Here is an 18,465-nt window from a genome sequence, read left to right on the forward strand (position 1 = left end):
CGGTCTCCGGTCGCCAGGGCTCAGGCCCGTGCGGCTCAGGCCGGTGCGGCTCAGGCCGGCAGGAAGATCCCGGCCGCCCGGTCCTTGACGACGGCGCCGGCCGGCAGCACCCGCCCGCTCATCGCGAGGTAGACGCCCGGCGGCAGCAGCTGCACCGCCGCGACGGCCGCGCCGAGGTTGAAGGCGGCGTCGCTGTCGCGCATCCGCGCGGGCTGCATCGCGCCGGTCAGCACGACGACCCGGTCGCGGACCGCGCCGAGCGCCTCGGCCGTCAGCGTCATCGTGTCGGTGCCGTGGGTGAGGACGATGCGGTCCTCCTCGGCCGAGAGCACGCGCTCGCGGATCAGCGCGCGGTCGGCGTCGTCGAGGTCGAGGCTGTCCTTCCGCAGGACCTCCTCGACGCGGAACTCGAGCGTCGACAGCACGGGCTCGAGCAGGCGCGGGATCGTCGGCGCCCCGATCTCGAGCTCGCCCGCGAGCGAGTACTCCTTGTCGATGGTTCCGCCGGTGGTGAGGACGAGGATGCGGTCTGACACCCGATCAGACTAGGCCGGGCCTCCGACACGGCACATCCGTGCGGTTCGGACGCTGCCGGGCACTCCGGCCTGCTCGATCGGGAACGATGGGGGGATGGCCTCCTCCACTCCGTCCCTGATCCGCACCGGCGCCAAGGTCCTCCTCGGCTCCGCCCTCGTCTTCGCGGGCGTCAGCCACCTGACCCGCGCGCGCGAGGAGTTCCAGGCGCAGGTGCCGGAGTGGGTGCCGCTGGACAGGGACACGGTCGTGCTCGCGTCCGGCGTCGTGGAGATCGGCCTCGGCGCCTCGCTGGTGCTCGCGCGCCGCCGGGCACCGCTGGTCGGAGCAGCCGCCGCTGCGTTCTTCACCGCGATCTTCCCCGGCAACGTCTCGCAGTACGTCACGAAGACCAGCGCCTTCGGCCTCGACACCGACCGCAAGCGCGCGGTCCGGCTGGTCTTCCAGCCGCTGCTGGTGGCCTGGGCGCTCTGGTCCACGCGCCGGCCGCAGCGCTGATCGGCGCTGCTCCTGCAGAACATCGGCTGAGAGCACGTCTCATCGCCGATGGCCGATGACGAGGCCTCTCAGCTGATGTTCTGCTCGCCGTCCGGCTCCAGCAGCGGCGCGAGCAGCTCCTCGATCGCCCGCCGGGCCCCGTCCGCATCGCCCGCGGCGATCGACTCGACCAGCAGCGCGTGCTCGCGGGCGTGCCGGTCCTCCTCGCCGACGACGTCGTCCTGCAGCACCGTCTCGAAGAGGCCGGTGAGCCCGTCGTAGAGCTCGAGGAAGAGCGCGTTGTGCGTGGCGGCGACGACGGCGCGGTGCAGCGCGGTGTCGGTCGCGGTCCGCTCGGCGAGGTCGTGTCCCTCCCAGGAGCGGGTGCGCGCCGCCAGCAGGTCCCGCAGCGTCTCGACGTCCTCCGCGGTCCGCCGCTCGGCGGCGAGGGCCGCGGTCGCCCCGTCGATCGCGAAGCGCAGCTCCAGGCCGTCCCGCCGGTCCGCGCTGGGCAGTCGCCGCCGGAGCGACGTGGTGAGCTGCGAGCGCGCGATCACGAAGGTGCCGCGCCCCTGCTCCCGCCGCACCAGCCCCGACTGCACGAGCGTCTGCACGGCCTCGCGCACGGAGTTCCGCCCGGCGCCGCTCCAGCGCACCAGTTCCGGCTCCGTCGGGATCCGCGCGCCGACGGCCCACCGGCCGGAGCGGATCTCCTCGTGGAAGAGCGCCGTGACGTGATCGATGACGCTCTCGCGGCGGAACGGCTCCGGTGCGCGGAGGTCGACCGACCGGGGCTCCGGCGCGCTAGGCTCGGCGGGATTCATCCCATCATCCTACCCAGGGCAGGCCGCCATGACGTCCACCGTCGTCACCCCGCAGAGGACCGCGCTCCTCGCACTCGCCGCGATCGTGATGACGGCGCTCAATCTCCGGACGGCCGTCACCGGCTTCAGCCCGCTGCTCGAGACGATCGGCGCCGACCTCGGCTTCGGCCCCTCGCTCTACGGCGCGTTCGGCACCATCGTCACCGCCTCCTTCGCCGTCTTCGGCGTGGTCGCCGCCGCGGCCGCCCGCCGCTTCGGCCTCGAGCGCACCCTCGCCGTCGCCACGCTGGTGACCACCGCGGGCCTGGTGCTCCGTGCGCTCAGCCCGAGCCCGCTCGCGCTGGTGCTCTCCTCCGTCGTCGCCTTCGCCGGAGTGGGCACCTCGAACGTCCTGATCGTGCCGATCGTGAAGCGCTACTTCGCCGACACGCTGAAGACCATCAGCTCGCTCTACCTCGCGCTGCTCCAGACCGGCCAGTTCGTCGCCCCGCTGGTCGCCGTCCCGCTCGCCTCGGCCCTCGACTGGCGCTTCGCGGTCGGCGTCTGGGCGGCGCTGACCGCCGTCGCCTGCCTGCTCTGGGCGGCGCTCGCCCGGCGCGGCGAGGCCGGCGCCGCCGCGGCCGCCGCGCCCACCCGGCTCGCCGGTGCCTGGCGCACCCGCCTGCTCTGGGCGATGGTGCTGATGCTCGGGATGACGGCGCTGAACACCTACGCGATCATCACCTGGCTGCCGACGATCCTCGTCGACGCCGGCGCGGACCCGGCCCAGGGCGGGGCGCTGCTCGCCCTCTTCTCGATCTTCGGCCTCGGCGCGGCCTTCGTCGTCCCGCCGCTGACCCTCGGGATGCGGAACCCCTCGATCGTGGTCGTCGTCTGCGTCGCGCTGCTCGCCGTCGGCTACGTCGGCCTGCTGGTCGCGCCGCTGGCCGGCGCCGTGGCCTGGGTGGTCTGCCTCGGCCTGGGCGTCAGCACCTTCCCGATGACGCTCACCCTCGTCAACGCGCGGACCCGCAGCACGGCCGGCTCCTCGGTGCTCTCCGGAGCGACGCAGGGCCTCGGCTACGCGCTCGCCTGCGCCGGGCCGCTGCTGATCGGCCTGCTCTACGAGGCGCAGGGGAGCTGGACCGGCTCGTACGTCCTGCTGCTGGCGAGCCTCGTGGTGCTGCTGCTCAGCGGACTCGCGGCGAGCCGGCCGCGCTTCCTCGAGGACGAGGCCGCGGCGCGCTGACCTCCGCGAGCTCCACCTCCGCCGGCTCCACCTCCGCCAGCGCCAGCGCCGCGATCACCCGGCTCAGCCCGAAGCGCCAGGCGCTCTCGACGTCGCCGCCGAGGGTGAACGCCCCGTTGATCTCCATCCCGATGAAGCCGGTGCTCCAGGCGGTGAGGGTGCGCGCGGCCTCGAGCGCGTGCTCCTGGCCCGCGAGCCCGGCGGCGACGCGGAGGACGGAGGCGCTCGCCGCGTCCCGGAACTGCTGCCGGGCCACCGGGGTACCGGGCGCCGGCGCCATCACCAGGAGGAAGGCGGCGGGCCGCTCGCGGCCGAACGCGCGGAAGGCGCCGGCGAGCTCGGCGGCGTCCTCGATCGGCTCGACGCGCGCGGCGAGCTCGCCCAGCGTCGCCTCGGCGACCAGGCGCAGCAGGGGGTCGCGGCCCTCGACCCGCTTGTAGAGCGAGGGGGCGCGCACGCCGACGCGCTGCGCGACGGCCTGCATCGTCACGCCGGCGAGCCCCTCCTCCTCCAGGATCTGGGCGGCGGCGCGGACGATCGCGTCGAGGGAGGTGCGCTCGGGAGTGGGCATGCTCTCCACTATAGCTATTGACAGTAGCCATGATGGCTAGGTACCGTAGCCATCATGGAACTCGCCCCCCACCTCCGCCGCATCGGCTCGGACATCGTCGCCGCCTACCTCGTCCACACGCCCGAGGGCGTGACCCTCATCGACGCCGGCCTGCCCCGGCTCTGGCCCGAGCTGCTCGCCGAGCTGGCGGCGATCGGCCGCTCCGTCGACGACGTAAGGGGAGTCGTGCTCACCCACGGCGACTCCGACCACATCGGCTTCGCCGAGCGGCTCCGGCGCGAGCACGGCGTGCCCGTCTTCGTGCACGAGGCCGACGCCGAGCGCGCGAAGGGCGGGAAGAAGCCCGCGAACGGGAAGCAGTCGATGAAGATCGGCGCACTGGTCGGCTTCCTCGGCTACTTCCTGCGGAAGGGCGGCGCGCGCGTGCCCCCGCTGACCGAGGTCGTGACGGTGCGGGACGGCGAGACGCTCGACCTCCCGGGTGCTCCGCGGATCATCGGACTGCCCGGCCACTCCGCCGGCAGCATCGCGGTGCACGTGCCGATCGCCGACGCCGTGTTCGTCGGCGACGGCCTCACGACGCGCCACGTGCTGACCGGCGCGACCGGGCCGGCTCCCGCGCCGTTCACCGACGAGCCGGAGCAGGCGCTCGCCTCGCTGCAGCACCTGCTGCCCACCGGTGCCACCTGGGTGCTGCCCGGCCACGGCGCGCCGTGGGGCGGGGGAGTGGCGGCCGCGGTGGCGGCGGCGACCCGCGCCTAGGCGGAGCGCGCGGGGGCGTGTCGAGCGGCGGAGCCGCTTCGCGTCCCGGTGGTGAGAAAGAGGACGCGGAGACGGCTCACTTCATGCTGGTCGAGTAGCCCCGCAGGGGCGTATCGAGACCCGACGTCCCCAGCAGGGCGGGTCTGCAGACTCAGCTTCTGACGCAGGTGGATCTCGATACGTCCGCTGCGCGGCCTACTCGATCAGCATGCGCTTCCCCCTGCCCGCGAGGTGATCGCCGGAGGCGCCCCCTCCGCTCGCTAGGACGCGGGGACCAGGTTCCAGCGCGCCGTCAGCAGCTCGACGCCCTTGTCGAACGTCGTCGACCACGCCGTCGCGTCGTGCGCGCTGTCCGGCACCTCGAGGTAGGTGGTGTCCATCCCGGCGGCCTGCGCGGCGGCGTGCAGGGTCTGCACTCCGGCGAGGAACGAGGTGTCGTTCGCGCCGACGCCGAAGACCGCGAACGAGTCCTTGTAGGGCGCGTTCTTCGCGAGGATCGCCGCGGGCTTGGCCGCCTCGTACGCCGCCGCGTCGCCGCCGAAGCCCTGCTGGATGGTGGTCGCGTCGTCGCCGAGCGTCGGGGCGAGCTCGCCGGACGCGTCGACGATGTTGCCGAAGAGCTGCGGGTAGCCGGCGCCGAGCTGGATCGCGCAGGTGCCGCCCTGCGAGAGGCCGCCGATCGCCCAGTCGTGCGCGTCGCCGAGGACCGGCAGGTTGGCGCGGATCCAGTTCGGCACGTCGACGGTCAAGTAGGTCGCGGACTTCCCGAGCGGCGAGTCGACGCACATCGGGTTCGCCGTCGGGTCGCCGAGCTGGTCGGGCGAGACCACGATCGGCGCGAGGCCGGCGTGCGCGGCCGCGTAGGTGTCCAGGGTCTGCTGCAGGTGCTCGACGGCGAGCGGGTCGGACGGCGAGCCCGGCTGGCCGGAGAGCATCACCATCACGGGCAGCAGCGGCGGGTTCTCGGTCAGCGCGGCCGGCGGGAGGTAGACGACGGCGTCGCGGGCGGGGAAGCCGGACTGCGTCGCGGGGATCGCCACGTTCGTGACGCTGCCCGCGGTCGGCATGCCCGCCGGGGCGGTCCAGGTGTCGAGCGAGGCGTGGTCGCCGGCGGGTGTCGCGATCGGCTCGGCCACCGTCGGGTAGGCGCTGATGCCGAGGAGGCTGCGGACGGTGGGGTACTGGCCGAAGTCGATGTTGACGGTCATCGCCGCGGTCGCCACGACGAGGACCCCGACGAGCGCCGAGGCCAGCACCCGTCGTCTGCGCCGGTGCGCGAGGGCGTGGCCGAGGGCGAGCAGCGCCACGGCGAGTCCGCCCAGGCCGAGCCCGATCCAGACGCGGGTGACGGGCGTGAAGTCGACGCCGAAGGGGCCGCCGGTGCCGCCGAGCAGACCGCCGAGCGCCCAGCCGACCAGCAGGCCGAGGAGCAGGACGGCCGCTGCCAGCGCCAGGCGGCGGCGGCGGCCGCGTCGGGCCGAGCGCGCGAAGGCGAGGACCAGCAGGAGCAGCGCGAGACCCGAGACCCCGTAGACGGCGATCACCACCGGACCGGAGACGAGGCTGAGCCCGAGGAGTGTGTTCATGGGTCGATCCGGTCGTCGAGGGGCGGGGTCGCGCGGGGCGCGGCGGCGGTCAGTCTGGCGCCGACGTCTGGGTGCGGTCTGGATGATCGCTGGACGGATCGAGAGGCTGGCGGGGCTCCTCCCCAGGCGCTCGTTCTGCGATGCTCCCACCGACCGGGCGCAACCCCGCGCGGCGCGCCTCCGCCGCCGCCTACCGTGGAGATGCAGCAAGCCGCCTCCGGCGCCCTCACGAAGGAGCTCGACCATGACGCAGAACCCCCGCACCCCCGCCTCCGGAGCCCGCGCATGAGCCGCGGCGTCGCCGTCGTCACCGGTGGCACCGCCGGTCTCGGCCGCGCCACCGTCCGCGAGCTGGCCTCGCGCGGCTGGGACGTCGCCGTGCTCGCCCGCGGTGAGGACGGACTCGCGGCCACGCTGGCCGAGATCGAGCAGGCCGGCCGCCGCGGTCTGACCATCCCGACCGACGTCGCCGACCGCGAGGCGGTCGAGTCGGCGGCCGACCGCATCGAGGCCGAGCTCGGGCCGATCGAGCTCTGGGTCAACGACGCGATGGTCGGCGTCTTCGGCGAGTTCCTCTCGACCGACCCGGCCGACTTCGAGCGCGCCGTCGCGGTGAACTTCTTCGGCTTCGTCAACGGCACCCGCGCGGCGCTCTCGCGGATGACCCCGCGCGGCCGCGGCCACGTCATCCAGGTCGGCTCGGCGCTCGCGCACCGGGGCATCCCGCTCCAGGCCGCGTACTGCGCCTCGAAGTTCGGCGCCCGCGGCTTCACCGAGGCGGTCACCGCCGAGCTCCTGCACTCCAAGAGCAGGATCCGGCTGTCCGAGGTCGACATGCCGGCGCTCAACACCATCCAGTTCAACTGGGTGAAGTCGCAGCTGCCGCACCACCCGCAGCCGGTGCCGCCGATCTACGAGCCCGAGGTCGGCGCGATCGCGATCGCCGACGTCGCCGACAAGCCGCGCCGCCGCACCTGGGTCGGCGAGCCGACCGCGGGCACCATCCTGGGCGACCGCTTCGCCGGCGCCTTCATGGACTGGTACCTGGCCCGCAGCGCCTTCGACGGACAGCAGGCGCCGGACAAGAAGGAGCCGATGCTGCCGAACAACGTCTACGAGCCGGTCCCCGGCGACCACGGCGCCCGCGGCCTCTTCAGCGACCGCGCGCACACGATGACGCCGCAGATCTGGATGATCCGCCACCGCGCCGCGAGCTACGCCGGTGCGGCCGTGCTCGGCGCGGCCGGCCTGGTCGGCGCGGTCGCGGCCCTGCGGAGGAAGTGACGTGGTCGACGCCGTCGTCGTCGGCTCCGGCCCCAACGGGCTCTCCGCCGCGGTCACCCTCGCCCGCGCCGGGCTCTCGGTCGCGGTCTACGAGCGCAACGAGACCCTGGGCGGCGGCGCTCGGACCGCCGAGCTGACGCTGCCCGGCTTCCACCACGACATCGGCTCGGCCGTGCACCCGATGGCGCTCGCCTCCGGGTTCTTCCGCCGGTTCCAGCTCGACCGGCGGATCGACCTGCGGCTGCCCGAGATCTCCTACGCGCACCCGCTCGACGGCGGCCGCTCGGGCATCGCCTACCGCGACCTCGAGCGGACCGCCGCGGCGCTGGGGCGCGACGGTGCGGCGTGGCGCTCCCTGATGGGTCCGCTCGCGGAGCGCGCCGACCGCGTCGCGGGCTTCACCAACGACGCCCTGCTGAAGATCCCGACCGACCCCTCGGTGCTGCTCCGCTTCGGCCTGCGCGTGCTCGAGCAGGGCTCGCCGCTCTGGAACGCGCGGTTCCGCGAGGAGGTCGCGCCCGCCATGTTCGCGGGGGTCGCCGCGCACGCGATCCGGCCGATGCCGAGTCTGTCCACGGCCGCCGCGGCGCTCGCGCTCGGCTCCTACGCGCACGCGCGCGGCTGGCCGGTGCCGGTCGGCGGCAGCCAGGCGATCGTCGACGCGATGGCGGACGACCTCCGCGCTCACGGCGGCACGATCGAGACCGGAGTGGAGATCACCTCGCTCTCCCAGCTGCCGAGCGCGCGCGCCGTGCTGCTCGATCTCACGCCGAGGGCGCTCCTCGCGCTCGCCGGCGACCGCCTGCCCGGCCCCTACACCTCGGCGCTGGGGATGTTCCGCTACGGCAACGGCGTCGCCAAGGTCGACTTCGCGCTCGACGGACCCGTCCCCTGGACGGACCCGGAGCTCGCCGGGGCCGGCACCCTGCACGTCGGCGGCACCCGCGCCGAGATCGCCGCGGCCGAGCGCGACGTCGTCCAGGGACGGCACAGCGAGAACCCGTACGTGCTCGTGGCGCAGCCCTCGGTGCTGGACCCGACCCGCGCGCCGGAGGGCAAGCAGGTCCTCTGGGCGTACACGCACGTGCCGCGCGACTCGCCGGCGCACCAGCGCGAGGCGATCACCGCGCAGATCGAGCGCTTCGCCCCGGGCTTCCGCGACCGCGTCCTCGCCGTGTCCTCGATGACGGCCCGCGACATGCAGGCCTGGAATCCCAACTACATCGGCGGCGACATCGCGGCCGGAGCGGCGAGCGTCGCGCAGCTGCTCTCGCGGCCGATCCCCTCCTCCGACCCGTGGCGCACGCCCGCGAAGGGTCTCTACCTCTGCTCGTCCTCGACGCCGCCCGGCCCGGGCGTGCACGGGATGGCCGGCTGGCACGCCGCCCGCAGTGCGCTCCGGCACGAGTTCGGGATCCGGCGGGCGCCCGATCTGTCGCCCTCGCCCGATCGGACCCGCGCGTCCGATCTGGCACCCTGAGGGTCGGGCGGCACGACCCGCCCGACCCCGCCCTCACGACTAGGAGCCCGCGATGTCCCGCAACACCCGCGTCTTCCACTGCCCGCCCGAGTCCGTCTTCGCCGTCTTCGCGTCCGGCTGGCTCTTCCCCTCGTGGGTCGTCGGCTCGTCCCGGATGCGCCGGGTCGGCCGCGACTGGCCGCACGTCGGCTCGAAGCTGCACCACTCCTTCGGCGTCTGGCCGCTGGTGATCGACGACGAGACGACGGTCCTGGAGTGGGACCCGTCGAGCCGCTTCATCATCCAGGCGGCCGGCTGGCCGATGGGCGAGGCGCGCGTCCGCCTCGAGGTGGAGCCGCACCGCGACGGCTGCAGGGTCCGCATCCACGAGACGGCGGTGAAGGGCCCCGGCACGCTCATCCCGAAGCCGCTGCTGCACTCGTTCCTCTGGGTGCGCAACATCGAGACCCTGCGCCGGCTCGCGCACATGGCGGAGGCGGGCGCCAACGGCCGCACCCTGCCGCCGGCCGCGCTGGCCTCGCCGAAGGACCGCGCGGGGCTCGACTCGCCGAAGCACGTCCTGCCGCGGCTGCTCGGAACCGTCGCCTCGATCGCCGTCGGCTCCCTCGCCCTGCGGGCCGCCCTGGCCGTCGCGCGCCGCGCCCGGAGCTGAGGTCCGGGGCGGCTCCCGGGAGCCGCCCCGCCCCGGTCAGACGATGCGCTCGACGAGCCGGACGTGGTGCACGGCCACGCGGGTCGGCTCGCCGGCGAAGGCGGCCTCGCGCTCGGGGGAGGCGAGGTAGGCCTTCTCGATCTCGGCGAACGCCTCCGCGTCGCCCGGAGTGCTGACGGCCCAGACGAACTCGTTCACCTCGCGGTCGGCGAAGGCGAACTCGATCGTGAAGCCGTGCGCGGCGCGGGCGGGGACGATCTTCGCGCGGTACCAGGCCAGGAAGTCGTCCATCACCCCGTCGACGAGCTCGTAGCGGCGGAGCTGGACGGTGCGGTTCTCGGAGGCGCTCATGCCCTCGACGGTACCGGGCCGAGTCGTGCCGGGCTGCGCGCTACGCTCGCCCTTGTCGTCCCGGCGCCCGCCCCGCCGCACCCGTCCCCGCAGGAGGCCGCCCTGGATCCCCGCCGTCAGCGCGCGATCGCCCTCCTCGTCGCGGGCTGCTTCTTCATGGAGAACCTGGACGCGACGATCGTCACCACCGCGGCGCCCGCGATCGGCGCCGACCTGGGCGTCGACTCCGCCGCCGTCGCGATCACCGTCACCGCGTTCCTGCTCACCGTCGCGGTGCTGATCCCCGCCTCCGGCTGGCTGAGCGAGCGCTTCGGCGTGCGCCGGGTCTTCACGACCGCGATCGCGGTGTTCACGCTCGCGTCGCTGCTCTGCGCGCTCAGCCCGACCCTGCCGCTGCTCGTGGCGGCCCGCGTGCTGCAGGGCGTCGGCGGCGCGCTGATGGTGCCGGTCGGCCGGCTCGCGGTGCTGCGCGTGACGCCGCGGGAGGGGATCATCCGCGCCATCGCGATCCTGGTCTGGCCGGGCCTGGTCGCGCCGATCCTGGCGCCGTTCCTCGGCGGGCTGCTGACGACCTACGCCTCCTGGCACTGGATCTTCCTGATCAACCTGCCGCTGGGCGTCGTCGCCCTCGTGATCGCGCGGCGGATCATCCCGGCCGGCGTCGAGGCCTCACCGCCTCCGCTGGACGTCGTCGGCCTGCTCCTGGTCGCGGTCGGACTCGGCGCGCTGGTCGGCGCGACCGGCTTCGTGACCGGCAGCGGCTCGGACACCGTCGCGCTCGGCCTGGCCGTGACCGGCGCCCTCGTCACCGCCGTCGCGGTCCGGCACCTGCGCCGCACGCCGCACCCGCTCGTGCCGCTGGACGCCTTCCGCTTCTCGACGTTCCGGGTGGCGAACGCGAGCGGCTCGCTCTACCGGGCGACGATCAACGCGGTGCCGTTCCTGCTGCCGCTGCTCTTCCAGGACGCCTTCGGCTGGAACGCGGTGCAGGCCGGCTCGATCGTGCTCGCGCTCTTCGTCGGCAATCTGGCGATCAAGCCGGCGACGACCTGGCTCCTGCACACGGTCGGCTTCCGCGGGGTGCTCGTCGCGGCGAACGTCGTCGGCATCGCCTGCATGGTCGCGATGGCGTTCCTCGATCCCGGTGTGCCCGTCCCGCTGATCGTGGCGCTGCTGGTGCTCAGCGGTGTCGCGCGCTCGGCCGGCTTCACCGCCTACAACACGGTCACCTTCGCCGAGGTGGCGCCCGAGGGGATGTCGGGCGCGAACACCCTCAGCGCGACGACCCAGCAGATCGCCGCGGGCTTCGGCGTCGCCGCCGGCGGCATCGCGCTGGCCGCGGGCTCCGCGTTCGGCCCCGGCCTCGTCCCCTACCGCTTCGCCTTCCTGACGCTGGCCGTCCTGACCCTCGTCCCCCTGATCGCCGCCGCCCGCCTCCCCCACGACTCCGGCAGCACCCTCACGCGCTGACCCCTCCCGCGAGATGCCACTTGTGTGCTCGTTCTGCGGCGCGTCGCGCTCATAAGTGGCATCTCGCGGAGGGGATCAGAGGTGCAGAGGGGTCAGAGGTGCAGGGCCAGGCCGTCGAGGATGTCGTGGGCCGTCGTCGTGACCGACGTCACGGCGGGGGAGGCCTCCTGGACGGCGCTGAGGACCTCGGACCAGATGGCGGCGCCGGCGCCGAGGACGTCCTCGCGGCCGGCGCGGACGTAGGGGAGGACGGCTGTCGCGGCGGGGGAGAGCGCGGCGAGCTCGTCGCAGGCGGCGAGGACGTCGCGGATCGGCAGGGTCGCCTCGAGCGCGTCGCGGTCGTAGGCCTCGAGGCGGAGGACGTGCGCGGTGACCGTGAGGACCGTCGCCGCGACTCCGACGACACTGCGCGCGGCCGAGAGGTCCACGGGGGAGGCGGCCAGTGCGCGGCGGACGTCAGCGCGGATCGCGCTTCGCTGCTCCGCGGTCGGCGCACCCCCGCCGGCGCGGTGGCGCTCGGTGAGCCGGACGCTGCCGACGTCCATCGAGTGCGCCTGCTCGGGTTCCGCTCCACCCAGCACTAGCTCCGTCGAGCCGCCGCCGAGGTCCACGACCAGGACGGGCCGGGGCGCGTCGACGGCCGAGAGCGCACCGCGGAAGGAGAGGGCCGCCTCCTCCTCGCCGCTGATCGTCTGGGGGCGGGAGCCGATGATCCGCTCGACCGCGACGAGGAAGTCCTCGCGGTCCGCCGCGTCGCGGGTCGCGGAGGTGGCGACGAAGCGCACGCGCTCGGCCCCGGCCTCGCGGACCAGCTCGGCGTACTCGCGGGTCACGGCGAGGGTCCGCTCGAGCGCCTCCGGGTCGAAGCGGCCGGTGCGGTCCACGCCGTGGCCGAGCCTGACGAGCTCGGTGCGGCGGAGGACGTCGACGAGGCGGCCGTCCTCGACGTCCGCGATCAGGAGCCGGAGGGAGTTGGTGCCGCAGTCGAACGCGGCCACGCGGGTGGCGGTCATGCCGACAGTCTGCCCGGCGGCCCCGCCGCTAGATTGGCAGGGACGAGCCGAAGGAGCCCCCGTGCACGAACACCACGTCCGCGTCCACCGCAGCGACGAGGACCTCCCGCGCCACGGGCAGCTCGCCCACGCCCTGGCCGAGGTCGCCGCCGATCCCGTCGAGGTCGAGGCCGAGGTGGCCGAGATGGTCGTCAACCGCGTCATCGACAACGCTGCCGTCGCCGCCGCGTCGCTGGTGCGCCGCCCCGTCGTCGCCGCGCGCTCGCAGGCGCTCGCCCACCCCGCCTCCATCGGCGGCGAGGGCGCGACGGTGTTCGGCGTCGACCCGGGCCGCCGCGTCTCGCCCGAGTGGGCCGCCTGGGCGAACGGCGTCGCCGTCCGCGAGCTCGACTACCACGACACCTTCCTCGCGGCCGAGTACTCGCACCCCGGCGACAACATCCCGCCGCTGGTCGCCGTCGCCCAGCACGCGGGCATCGACGGCGCCCGGCTGGTCCGCGGCATCGTCACCGGCTACGAGGTCCAGGTCGACCTCGTCCGCGCGATCAGCCTGCACCGGCACAAGATCGACCACGTCGCGCACCTCGGCCCCTCGGCCGCGGCCGGACTCGGCACGATGCTCGGCCTCGACGTCGCCGTCATCGAGCAGGCGATCGCCCAGGCGCTGCACACCACCACCGCCACCCGCCAGTCGCGCAAGGGAGAGATCTCGAGCTGGAAGGCGTACGCCCCCGCCTTCGCCGGCAAGGCCGCCATCGAGGCCGTCGACCGGGCGATGCGCGGCGAGACCAGCCCGTCGCCGATCTACGAGGGCGAGGACGGCGTGATCGCCTGGCTGCTCGACGGCCCCGACGCGTCCTACGACGTGCCGCTGCCGGACGCCGGCGAGGCCAAGCGCGCGATCCTCGACACCTACACGAAGGAGCACTCGGCCGAGTACCAGGCGCAGGCGCTGATCGACCTGGCCCGCCGCCTGCACCACGCGCACCCCGAGGCCGCCGATCCCGAGCGCGTCGAGCGGATCGTCCTGCACACCTCGCACCACACCCACTACGTGATCGGCTCCGGCGCGAACGACCCGCAGAAGTACGACCCGACGGCGTCCCGCGAGACGCTCGACCACTCCGTGCCGTACATCTTCGCGGTCGCGCTGCAGGACGGCGCCTGGCACCACGAGCGCAGCTACGCCCCCGAGCGCGCCGCCCGCCCCGACACCGTCGCGCTCTGGCAGCGCACGACGACGGAGGAGGACGCGGAGTGGACCCGCCGCTACCACTCGACCGACCCGGCGGAGAAGGCGTTCGGCGCGCGCGTCGAGATCCTGCTCACCGACGGCAGCACGATCGTGGACGAGATCGCGGTGGCGGACGCGCATCCGCTCGGCGCGCACCCGTTCACGCGCGAGCAGTACGTCGCGAAGTTCCGCACCCTCGCCGCCGACGTCCTCGAGGAGCCCGAGATCGAGCGCTTCCTCGACCTCGCCCAGCGCCTGCCCGAGCTGACGGCGGACGAGGTCGCCCGCCTGACGATCGTCGCGGCCCCCGGCGTCCTCGCCTCCGTGGAGTCGCCGCGCGGCCTGTTCTGACCCACGTCCCCCTCCCCTCCCGCGAGATGCCACTTGTGCACGCGACACGCCGTGAAAAGCGTGCACAAGTGGCATCTCGCGGAAGAGGTCAGAGCAGGGAGTCCGTCAGGTGGTCCGGGGTGCCGAAGCGGTGGGCGGTGATCGAGACGGCCTGCTCGCGGAGGAACGGGAGCAGCTCGAGGCGGCCGGACTCGGTGGCCTCGTTCGCGTAGACGGCGAGGTCGGGGCGGCCGCCGGTGACGGACGTCACGGAGGAGGCGTCGGCGCCGAGCAGGCGCACGCGGCCGGCGCCGTGCTCGCGGACCCGCGCCGCGAAGGCGGCCTCGTCCTCGACGGCGACAGCCGACGCTCCCGACGCGATGGCGGAGACGAGCTGCGGAGGCAGCGCCGTCGCGCTCGATACCGCCACCCGGGTGCCCGCGGTCGCCGCGGCGACGACGACCTGCGCGAGCGAGCCCACCGGCTCGCCGTCCGCGAGGCGGATCAGCACCGGGGCGTCGTACGGCAGGTGCCGGAACACGTTGCGCTCGGCGGCCAGCCCGGTGACGTCCCGGGCGGCGCCCGCGGCCAGAGCCTGCGCCGCGCTGCGGGCCGTCCGCTCGACGGCGTCGGCTTCCGCGGGCGACAGCTCCGCGCGGGCGGCGGCGACGAGCCGGCCGACGCGCGGGTCCTCGACCGCGGTGGTGGCGGTCGACGGCGCAGAGCTCCACGACCCCAGGCCCAGCAGGTAGTCCGGCCCGCCGGCCTTCGTGCCCGGTCCGACGGCCGACTTCTTCCAGCCGCCGAACGGCTGGCGCTCGACGATCGCGCCGGTGATGCCGCGGTTGACGTAGAGGTTGCCGGCCTGGATCCCGCCCAGCCAGGTGCCGATCTCGGCCGGGTCGAGGGCATGCAGGCCGGAGGTGAGGCCGTAGTCGACCTCGTTGACGAGCGCGATCGCGTCCTCGAGCGTCGCCGCGGTCATGATGCCGAGGATCGGACCGAAGTACTCGGTGCGGTGGTACTCGGAGCCGCGGCGCACGCCGTCGCGGACGCCCGGGCTCCACAGCATCCCGCTGTCGTCGAGCGCGCGCGGCTTCAGCAGCCAGCGCTCGCCCTCGCCGAGGGTCGTGAGGCCGCGCAGCAGCTTGCCCGCGGCGGGCTCGATCACCGGCCCCATCCGGGTCGCCGGATCGGTCGGCAGGCCGACGGTGAGCGAGTCGACCGCGTCGAGCAGCTGCGCGCGGAAGCGCTTGGAGCGCGCGACCGAGCCGACCAGCACGACGAGCGACGCGGCCGAGCACTTCTGGCCGGCGTGGCCGAAGGCGCTGGAGACGACGTCCTTCACCGCGAGGTCGAGATCGGCGGAGGGCGTGACGATGATCGCGTTCTTGCCGCTGGTCTCGGCGAGCAGCGGCAGGTCGTGCCGGAACGAGCGGAACAGCTCGGCGGTCTCGTAGGCGCCGGTGAGGATCACCCGGTCCACCGAGGGGTGCGCGACGAGGTCGGCGCCGTGCTCCTCCTCGGGCAGTCGGAGCAGCAGCAGCGCCTCGCGCGGAACGCCCGCGGCCCAGAGCGCCTCGGCCAGCACGGCGCCGCAGCGCGCGGTCGGCCCGGCGGGCTTCAGCACCGCGGCCGAGCCGGCGGCCAGCGCGGCGAGCGCACCGCCCGCGGGGATCGCGACCGGGAAGTTCCACGGCGGAGCGACGAGCGTCAGCTGCGCGGGGTGGAAGACCGCCCCGTCCACCGAGTCCAGCTCGCGGGCCCGCTCGGCGTAGTAGTGCGCGAAGTCGATCGCCTCGGAGACCTCCGGGTCGCCCTGGTCGATGGTCTTGCCGGCCTCGGCGGCCATCACCTCGAGCAGCTCGCCGCGGCGCGCTTCGAGCTCGTCGCCGGCGCGGTGCAGGATGCGCGCCCGCTCGTCGGCGGGCAGGGCGCCCCACGCGGAGCCGGCGGCGCGGGTCGCGGCGAGGGCCGCCTCCAGCTCCTCGCGGGTGGCGATCGTCGCGGCCTCGATCGCGTCGACACCGGCGCGGGAGGCGGGCACGCGGGCGAGGATCTCGTCCGCCCAGGCGCGGTTCGCCGCGACGGACGGGTCGGTGTCCGGGGTGCTGCGGAAGTCGCCGAAGCCGGGGCGGCCGGTCGCGGCGAAGCGGTCGGCGACCCGGTGCGCGGGCGGCACCGCTCCGTCGAGCGCGCTGACGGAGGCGCGGAAGCGGGCCTCCTCGCGGGCGAACAGCGCGGGCTGAGCCTCGAGCTCGAAGACGGCCGACATGAAGTTGTCGCTCGACGCGCCCTCCTCGAGCCGGCGGATCAGGTAGGCGATCGCGACGTCGAACTCGGCGGGCGAGACGACCGGCGTGTAGAGCAGCAGCGAGCCGACCGTGCGGCGCACCGCCTCCGCCTGGCCCTGCGCCATGCCGAGCAGCATCTCGTACTCGATCCCCTCGCGGACGCCGCGCTCGCCGGCCAGCAGCCAGGAGTAGGCGACGTCGAAGAGGTTGTGGCCGGCGACGCCGACCCGCACGTTCCGGATCCGGTCCGGGTGCAGCGCGTAGTCGATCACGCGCTTGTAGTTGGTGTCCGAGTCCTGCTTCGTCGACCAGGTCGCCAGCGGCCAGCCGTGCACGGACGCCTCGACCTGCTCCATCGGCAGGTTCGCGCCCTTGACCAGGCGCACCTTGATGCCGGCGCCGCCGCGGGACCGGCGCGCGGCGCTCCACTCCTGCAGCCGGATCATCGCGGAGAGCGCGTCGGGCAGGTAGGCCTGCAGCACGATGCCCGCCTCGAGGCCGAGGAACTCGGGCCGGTCGAGCAGGCGGGTGAAGACCGCGATGGTGAGATCGAGGTCCTTGTACTCCTCCATGTCGAGGTTCACGAACTTCTGCGGCGTCGCGGCGGCGGCGCGGGTGAAGAGCGGAGCGAGCTCCTCGACGATGTCGTCGACCGCGGCGTCGAACGCCCACGGGTTGTGCGGGGCGACGGTGGAGGAGACCTTGATCGACACGTAGTCGACGTCGTCGCGCGCGAGCAGGCGGTGCGTGCCCTCGAGCCGGCGCTGCGCCTCCTTGCGGCCGAGGACCGCCTCGCCGAGCAGGTTCATGTTGAGCCGGACGCCGTCGCGGCGGATCTTCGCGATCGCCGGGCCGAGGCGCGAGTCGGTCGCATCGATGATGAGGTGGCCGACCATCTGCCGCAGCACCCGGCGCGCGATCGGCACGACGACGTCCGGCAGCAGCGGGGCCACCGCGCCGCCGAGGGCGACCGCGCCGCGCATCGGGGCGGGCAGGAAGCGGGGGACGCCGCCGGCGATCGAGCGCAGCGCCGCGGCGGCCACCTTGGTGTCCTCGGGGCGGACGACTCCGTCGACGAAGCCGACCGTGAAGTCGAGGCCGCTCGGGTCCTTCAGCACGCCCGCGAGCTGGGCGCCGGAGGCGTCGACCGGGACGTCGGCGGCGTCGCGCAGCCACTGACGCACCAGGGCGACGCTCGCGTCGACGAGGCCGGGGTCGACGCTGTCCGCGGCGGGGCCGGCGTGGGCGGCGGCGGCGTCGGGGGAGGTGCCGGTGGAGCGGGCAGGCGCTGCGAGATCCGTCATGACGTCAGTATCCGACCGGGGTACCGTTGAGCAGAAGCGACCGTTCCTTACCGGTACCGGTCACTCCTGCTTACTGAATCTCCGCGCCGAATCGAGGTCCCCCGTGCTCGACGTCCGCCGCCTGGTGCTGCTGCGCGAGGTCGCCATCCGGGGCACACTCGCCGCCGCCGCGGAGGCCCTCGCCTACAGTCCCTCCGCCGTGTCGCAGCAGCTGAGCGTGCTCGAGCGCGAGACCGGCGTCGAGCTGCTGCGCAAGGTCGGGCGGCGGGTGCAGCTCACCCCGCAGGCCGAGATCCTGGTCGCGGCGGCCGGCGAGGTGCTGGCGCTGCTCGAGCGGGCGGAGGCGGCGCTCGCCGCGTCGGGGGAGTCGGTCACCGGTCGGGTGCGGGTCGCGGTCTTCCAGTCGGCGGCGCTCGCGCTGATGCCCGGCGCGCTGCGCTCGATCGCCGAGCGCGCGCCCGAGGTGCGGGTCGAGATGGTGCAGCGCGAGCCGGAGGGGGCGCTGCACGAGACCTCCTGGGCGCGCGAGTTCGACCTGGTCGTCGCCGAGCAGTACCCCGGCCACTCCGTGTCCTGGCTGCCGGGCCTGGTGCGCAGAGACCTGACGACCGACGCGATCCGCCTCGCGGTGGGCCGCGACTCCGCGATCCGCGATCTGCGGGGCGCCCGCGACGCCGCCTGGGTGATGGAGCCGCGCGGCACCGCCAGCCGCCACTTCGCCGAGCAGACCTGCCGCGTCGCGGGCTTCGAGCCCGACGTGCGCTTCGAGACCGCGGACCTCCAGGCGCAGATCCGCCTCGCCGCCTCGGGCAACGCGGTCGCGCTGATGCCCGACCTGGTCTGGGCCGGTGGCGAGGCCGACTGCCGCCTCCTCGAACTGCCCGGCCGCCCCCGCCGCACCATCTTCACGGCCCAGCGCGAGGCCCAGCTCGCCTCGCCCGCCGTCCGCGTCTTCCGCGAGTGCCTCGCCGAGATCGCCGCGACCTACGCCTGACCCGCGCGTCCCCCTTCCCTCCCGCGAGATGCCACTTGTGCACGCTTCTCACGGCGTGTCGCGTGCACAAGTGGCAT

At 74.4% G+C, this 18,465-nt stretch carries 16 protein-coding genes; 9 read left to right on the forward strand and 7 right to left on the reverse strand.

The features are described 5' to 3' along the window. Window positions 1-50: 50 nt before the first annotated feature. A complete protein-coding gene (locus tag MT353_RS20080) occupies window positions 51-536 on the reverse strand; it encodes an asparaginase domain-containing protein (RefSeq protein ID WP_123444686.1) in 486 nt (161 codons plus the stop codon). Window positions 537-630: 94 nt separating this feature from the next. Between MT353_RS20080 and MT353_RS20085 the strand changes: the two genes are divergently transcribed. Next, on the forward strand, window positions 631-1,032 hold the full coding sequence (locus tag MT353_RS20085; protein ID WP_243625720.1) for a hypothetical protein: 402 nt from the start codon (window positions 631-633) through the stop codon (window positions 1,030-1,032). 68 nt (window positions 1,033-1,100) lie between these two features. Here MT353_RS20085 and MT353_RS20090 read toward each other — a convergent pair whose 3' ends face one another. Then, a complete protein-coding gene (locus MT353_RS20090) occupies window positions 1,101-1,835 on the reverse strand; it encodes a FadR/GntR family transcriptional regulator (RefSeq protein ID WP_243625721.1) in 735 nt (244 codons plus the stop codon). Window positions 1,836-1,863: 28 nt separating this feature from the next. Between MT353_RS20090 and MT353_RS20095 the strand changes: the two genes are divergently transcribed. Continuing rightward, the gene (locus MT353_RS20095; RefSeq protein WP_243625722.1) at window positions 1,864-3,063 is read left to right on the forward strand and encodes a CynX/NimT family MFS transporter; all 1,200 of its coding nucleotides are present in this window, start codon (window positions 1,864-1,866) and stop codon (window positions 3,061-3,063) included. Here the strand turns inward: MT353_RS20095 and MT353_RS20100 are convergent. After that, on the reverse strand, window positions 3,005-3,634 hold the full coding sequence (locus MT353_RS20100) for a TetR/AcrR family transcriptional regulator (RefSeq protein WP_243600345.1): 630 nt from the start codon (window positions 3,632-3,634) through the stop codon (window positions 3,005-3,007). The genes MT353_RS20095 and MT353_RS20100 overlap by 59 nt on opposite strands. A 54-nt stretch (window positions 3,635-3,688) precedes the next feature. Between MT353_RS20100 and MT353_RS20105 the strand changes: the two genes are divergently transcribed. Then, window positions 3,689-4,396: an MBL fold metallo-hydrolase gene (locus MT353_RS20105; RefSeq protein ID WP_243600346.1), complete on the forward strand. Its 708-nt coding sequence runs from the start codon at window positions 3,689-3,691 to the stop codon at window positions 4,394-4,396. Window positions 4,397-4,656: 260 nt separating this feature from the next. Here the strand turns inward: MT353_RS20105 and MT353_RS20110 are convergent, their stop codons facing one another. Beyond that, window positions 4,657-5,982: an esterase family protein gene (locus MT353_RS20110; RefSeq protein WP_243625723.1), complete on the reverse strand. Its 1,326-nt coding sequence runs from the start codon at window positions 5,980-5,982 to the stop codon at window positions 4,657-4,659. 285 nt (window positions 5,983-6,267) lie between these two features. Here MT353_RS20110 and MT353_RS20115 point away from each other — a divergent pair, with 285 nt between their 5' ends. The 3 genes from MT353_RS20115 to MT353_RS20125 are packed head-to-tail and all read left to right on the forward strand — an operon-like array spanning window position 6,268 to window position 9,398. Continuing rightward, window positions 6,268-7,266, forward strand: a complete 999-nt coding sequence (locus MT353_RS20115; protein WP_173233840.1) for an SDR family oxidoreductase — start codon at window positions 6,268-6,270, stop codon at window positions 7,264-7,266. A 1-nt stretch (window position 7,267) separates the two neighbouring features. Next, a complete protein-coding gene (locus tag MT353_RS20120) occupies window positions 7,268-8,746 on the forward strand; it encodes an NAD(P)/FAD-dependent oxidoreductase (protein WP_243625724.1) in 1,479 nt (492 codons plus the stop codon). A gap of 52 nt (window positions 8,747-8,798) precedes the next feature. After that, the gene (locus MT353_RS20125) at window positions 8,799-9,398 is read left to right on the forward strand and encodes an SRPBCC family protein (protein ID WP_243600348.1); all 600 of its coding nucleotides are present in this window, start codon (window positions 8,799-8,801) and stop codon (window positions 9,396-9,398) included. Window positions 9,399-9,434: 36 nt separating this feature from the next. Here the strand turns inward: MT353_RS20125 and MT353_RS20130 are convergent, their stop codons facing one another. Then, a complete protein-coding gene (locus MT353_RS20130; RefSeq protein WP_243600349.1) occupies window positions 9,435-9,749 on the reverse strand; it encodes a hypothetical protein in 315 nt (104 codons plus the stop codon). A gap of 126 nt (window positions 9,750-9,875) precedes the next feature. Here MT353_RS20130 and MT353_RS20135 point away from each other — a divergent pair, with 126 nt between their 5' ends. After that, a complete protein-coding gene (locus MT353_RS20135) occupies window positions 9,876-11,219 on the forward strand; it encodes an MFS transporter (protein WP_308197545.1) in 1,344 nt (447 codons plus the stop codon). A 92-nt stretch (window positions 11,220-11,311) separates the two neighbouring features. Here the strand turns inward: MT353_RS20135 and MT353_RS20140 are convergent, their stop codons facing one another. Then, entirely contained in the window at window positions 11,312-12,232 is a 921-nt protein-coding gene (locus MT353_RS20140) for an exopolyphosphatase (protein ID WP_243625726.1), read from the reverse strand. 61 nt (window positions 12,233-12,293) lie between these two features. Between MT353_RS20140 and MT353_RS20145 the strand changes: the two genes are divergently transcribed. Further along, on the forward strand, window positions 12,294-13,817 hold the full coding sequence (locus tag MT353_RS20145; RefSeq protein WP_243625727.1) for an MmgE/PrpD family protein: 1,524 nt from the start codon (window positions 12,294-12,296) through the stop codon (window positions 13,815-13,817). Between the two features lie 88 nt (window positions 13,818-13,905). Here MT353_RS20145 and MT353_RS20150 read toward each other — a convergent pair whose 3' ends face one another. Continuing rightward, entirely contained in the window at window positions 13,906-17,394 is a 3,489-nt protein-coding gene (locus MT353_RS20150) for a bifunctional proline dehydrogenase/L-glutamate gamma-semialdehyde dehydrogenase (RefSeq protein WP_243625728.1), read from the reverse strand. Between the two features lie 103 nt (window positions 17,395-17,497). Between MT353_RS20150 and MT353_RS20155 the strand changes: the two genes are divergently transcribed. After that, window positions 17,498-18,388, forward strand: coding sequence for a LysR substrate-binding domain-containing protein (locus tag MT353_RS20155; protein WP_243625729.1), 891 nt, complete (start codon window positions 17,498-17,500; stop codon window positions 18,386-18,388). The last annotated feature ends 77 nt before the right edge of the window (window positions 18,389-18,465 follow it).

The organism is Rathayibacter sp. VKM Ac-2927, from assembly GCF_022815525.1.
Classification (GTDB): domain Bacteria; phylum Actinomycetota; class Actinomycetes; order Actinomycetales; family Microbacteriaceae; genus Rathayibacter; species Rathayibacter festucae.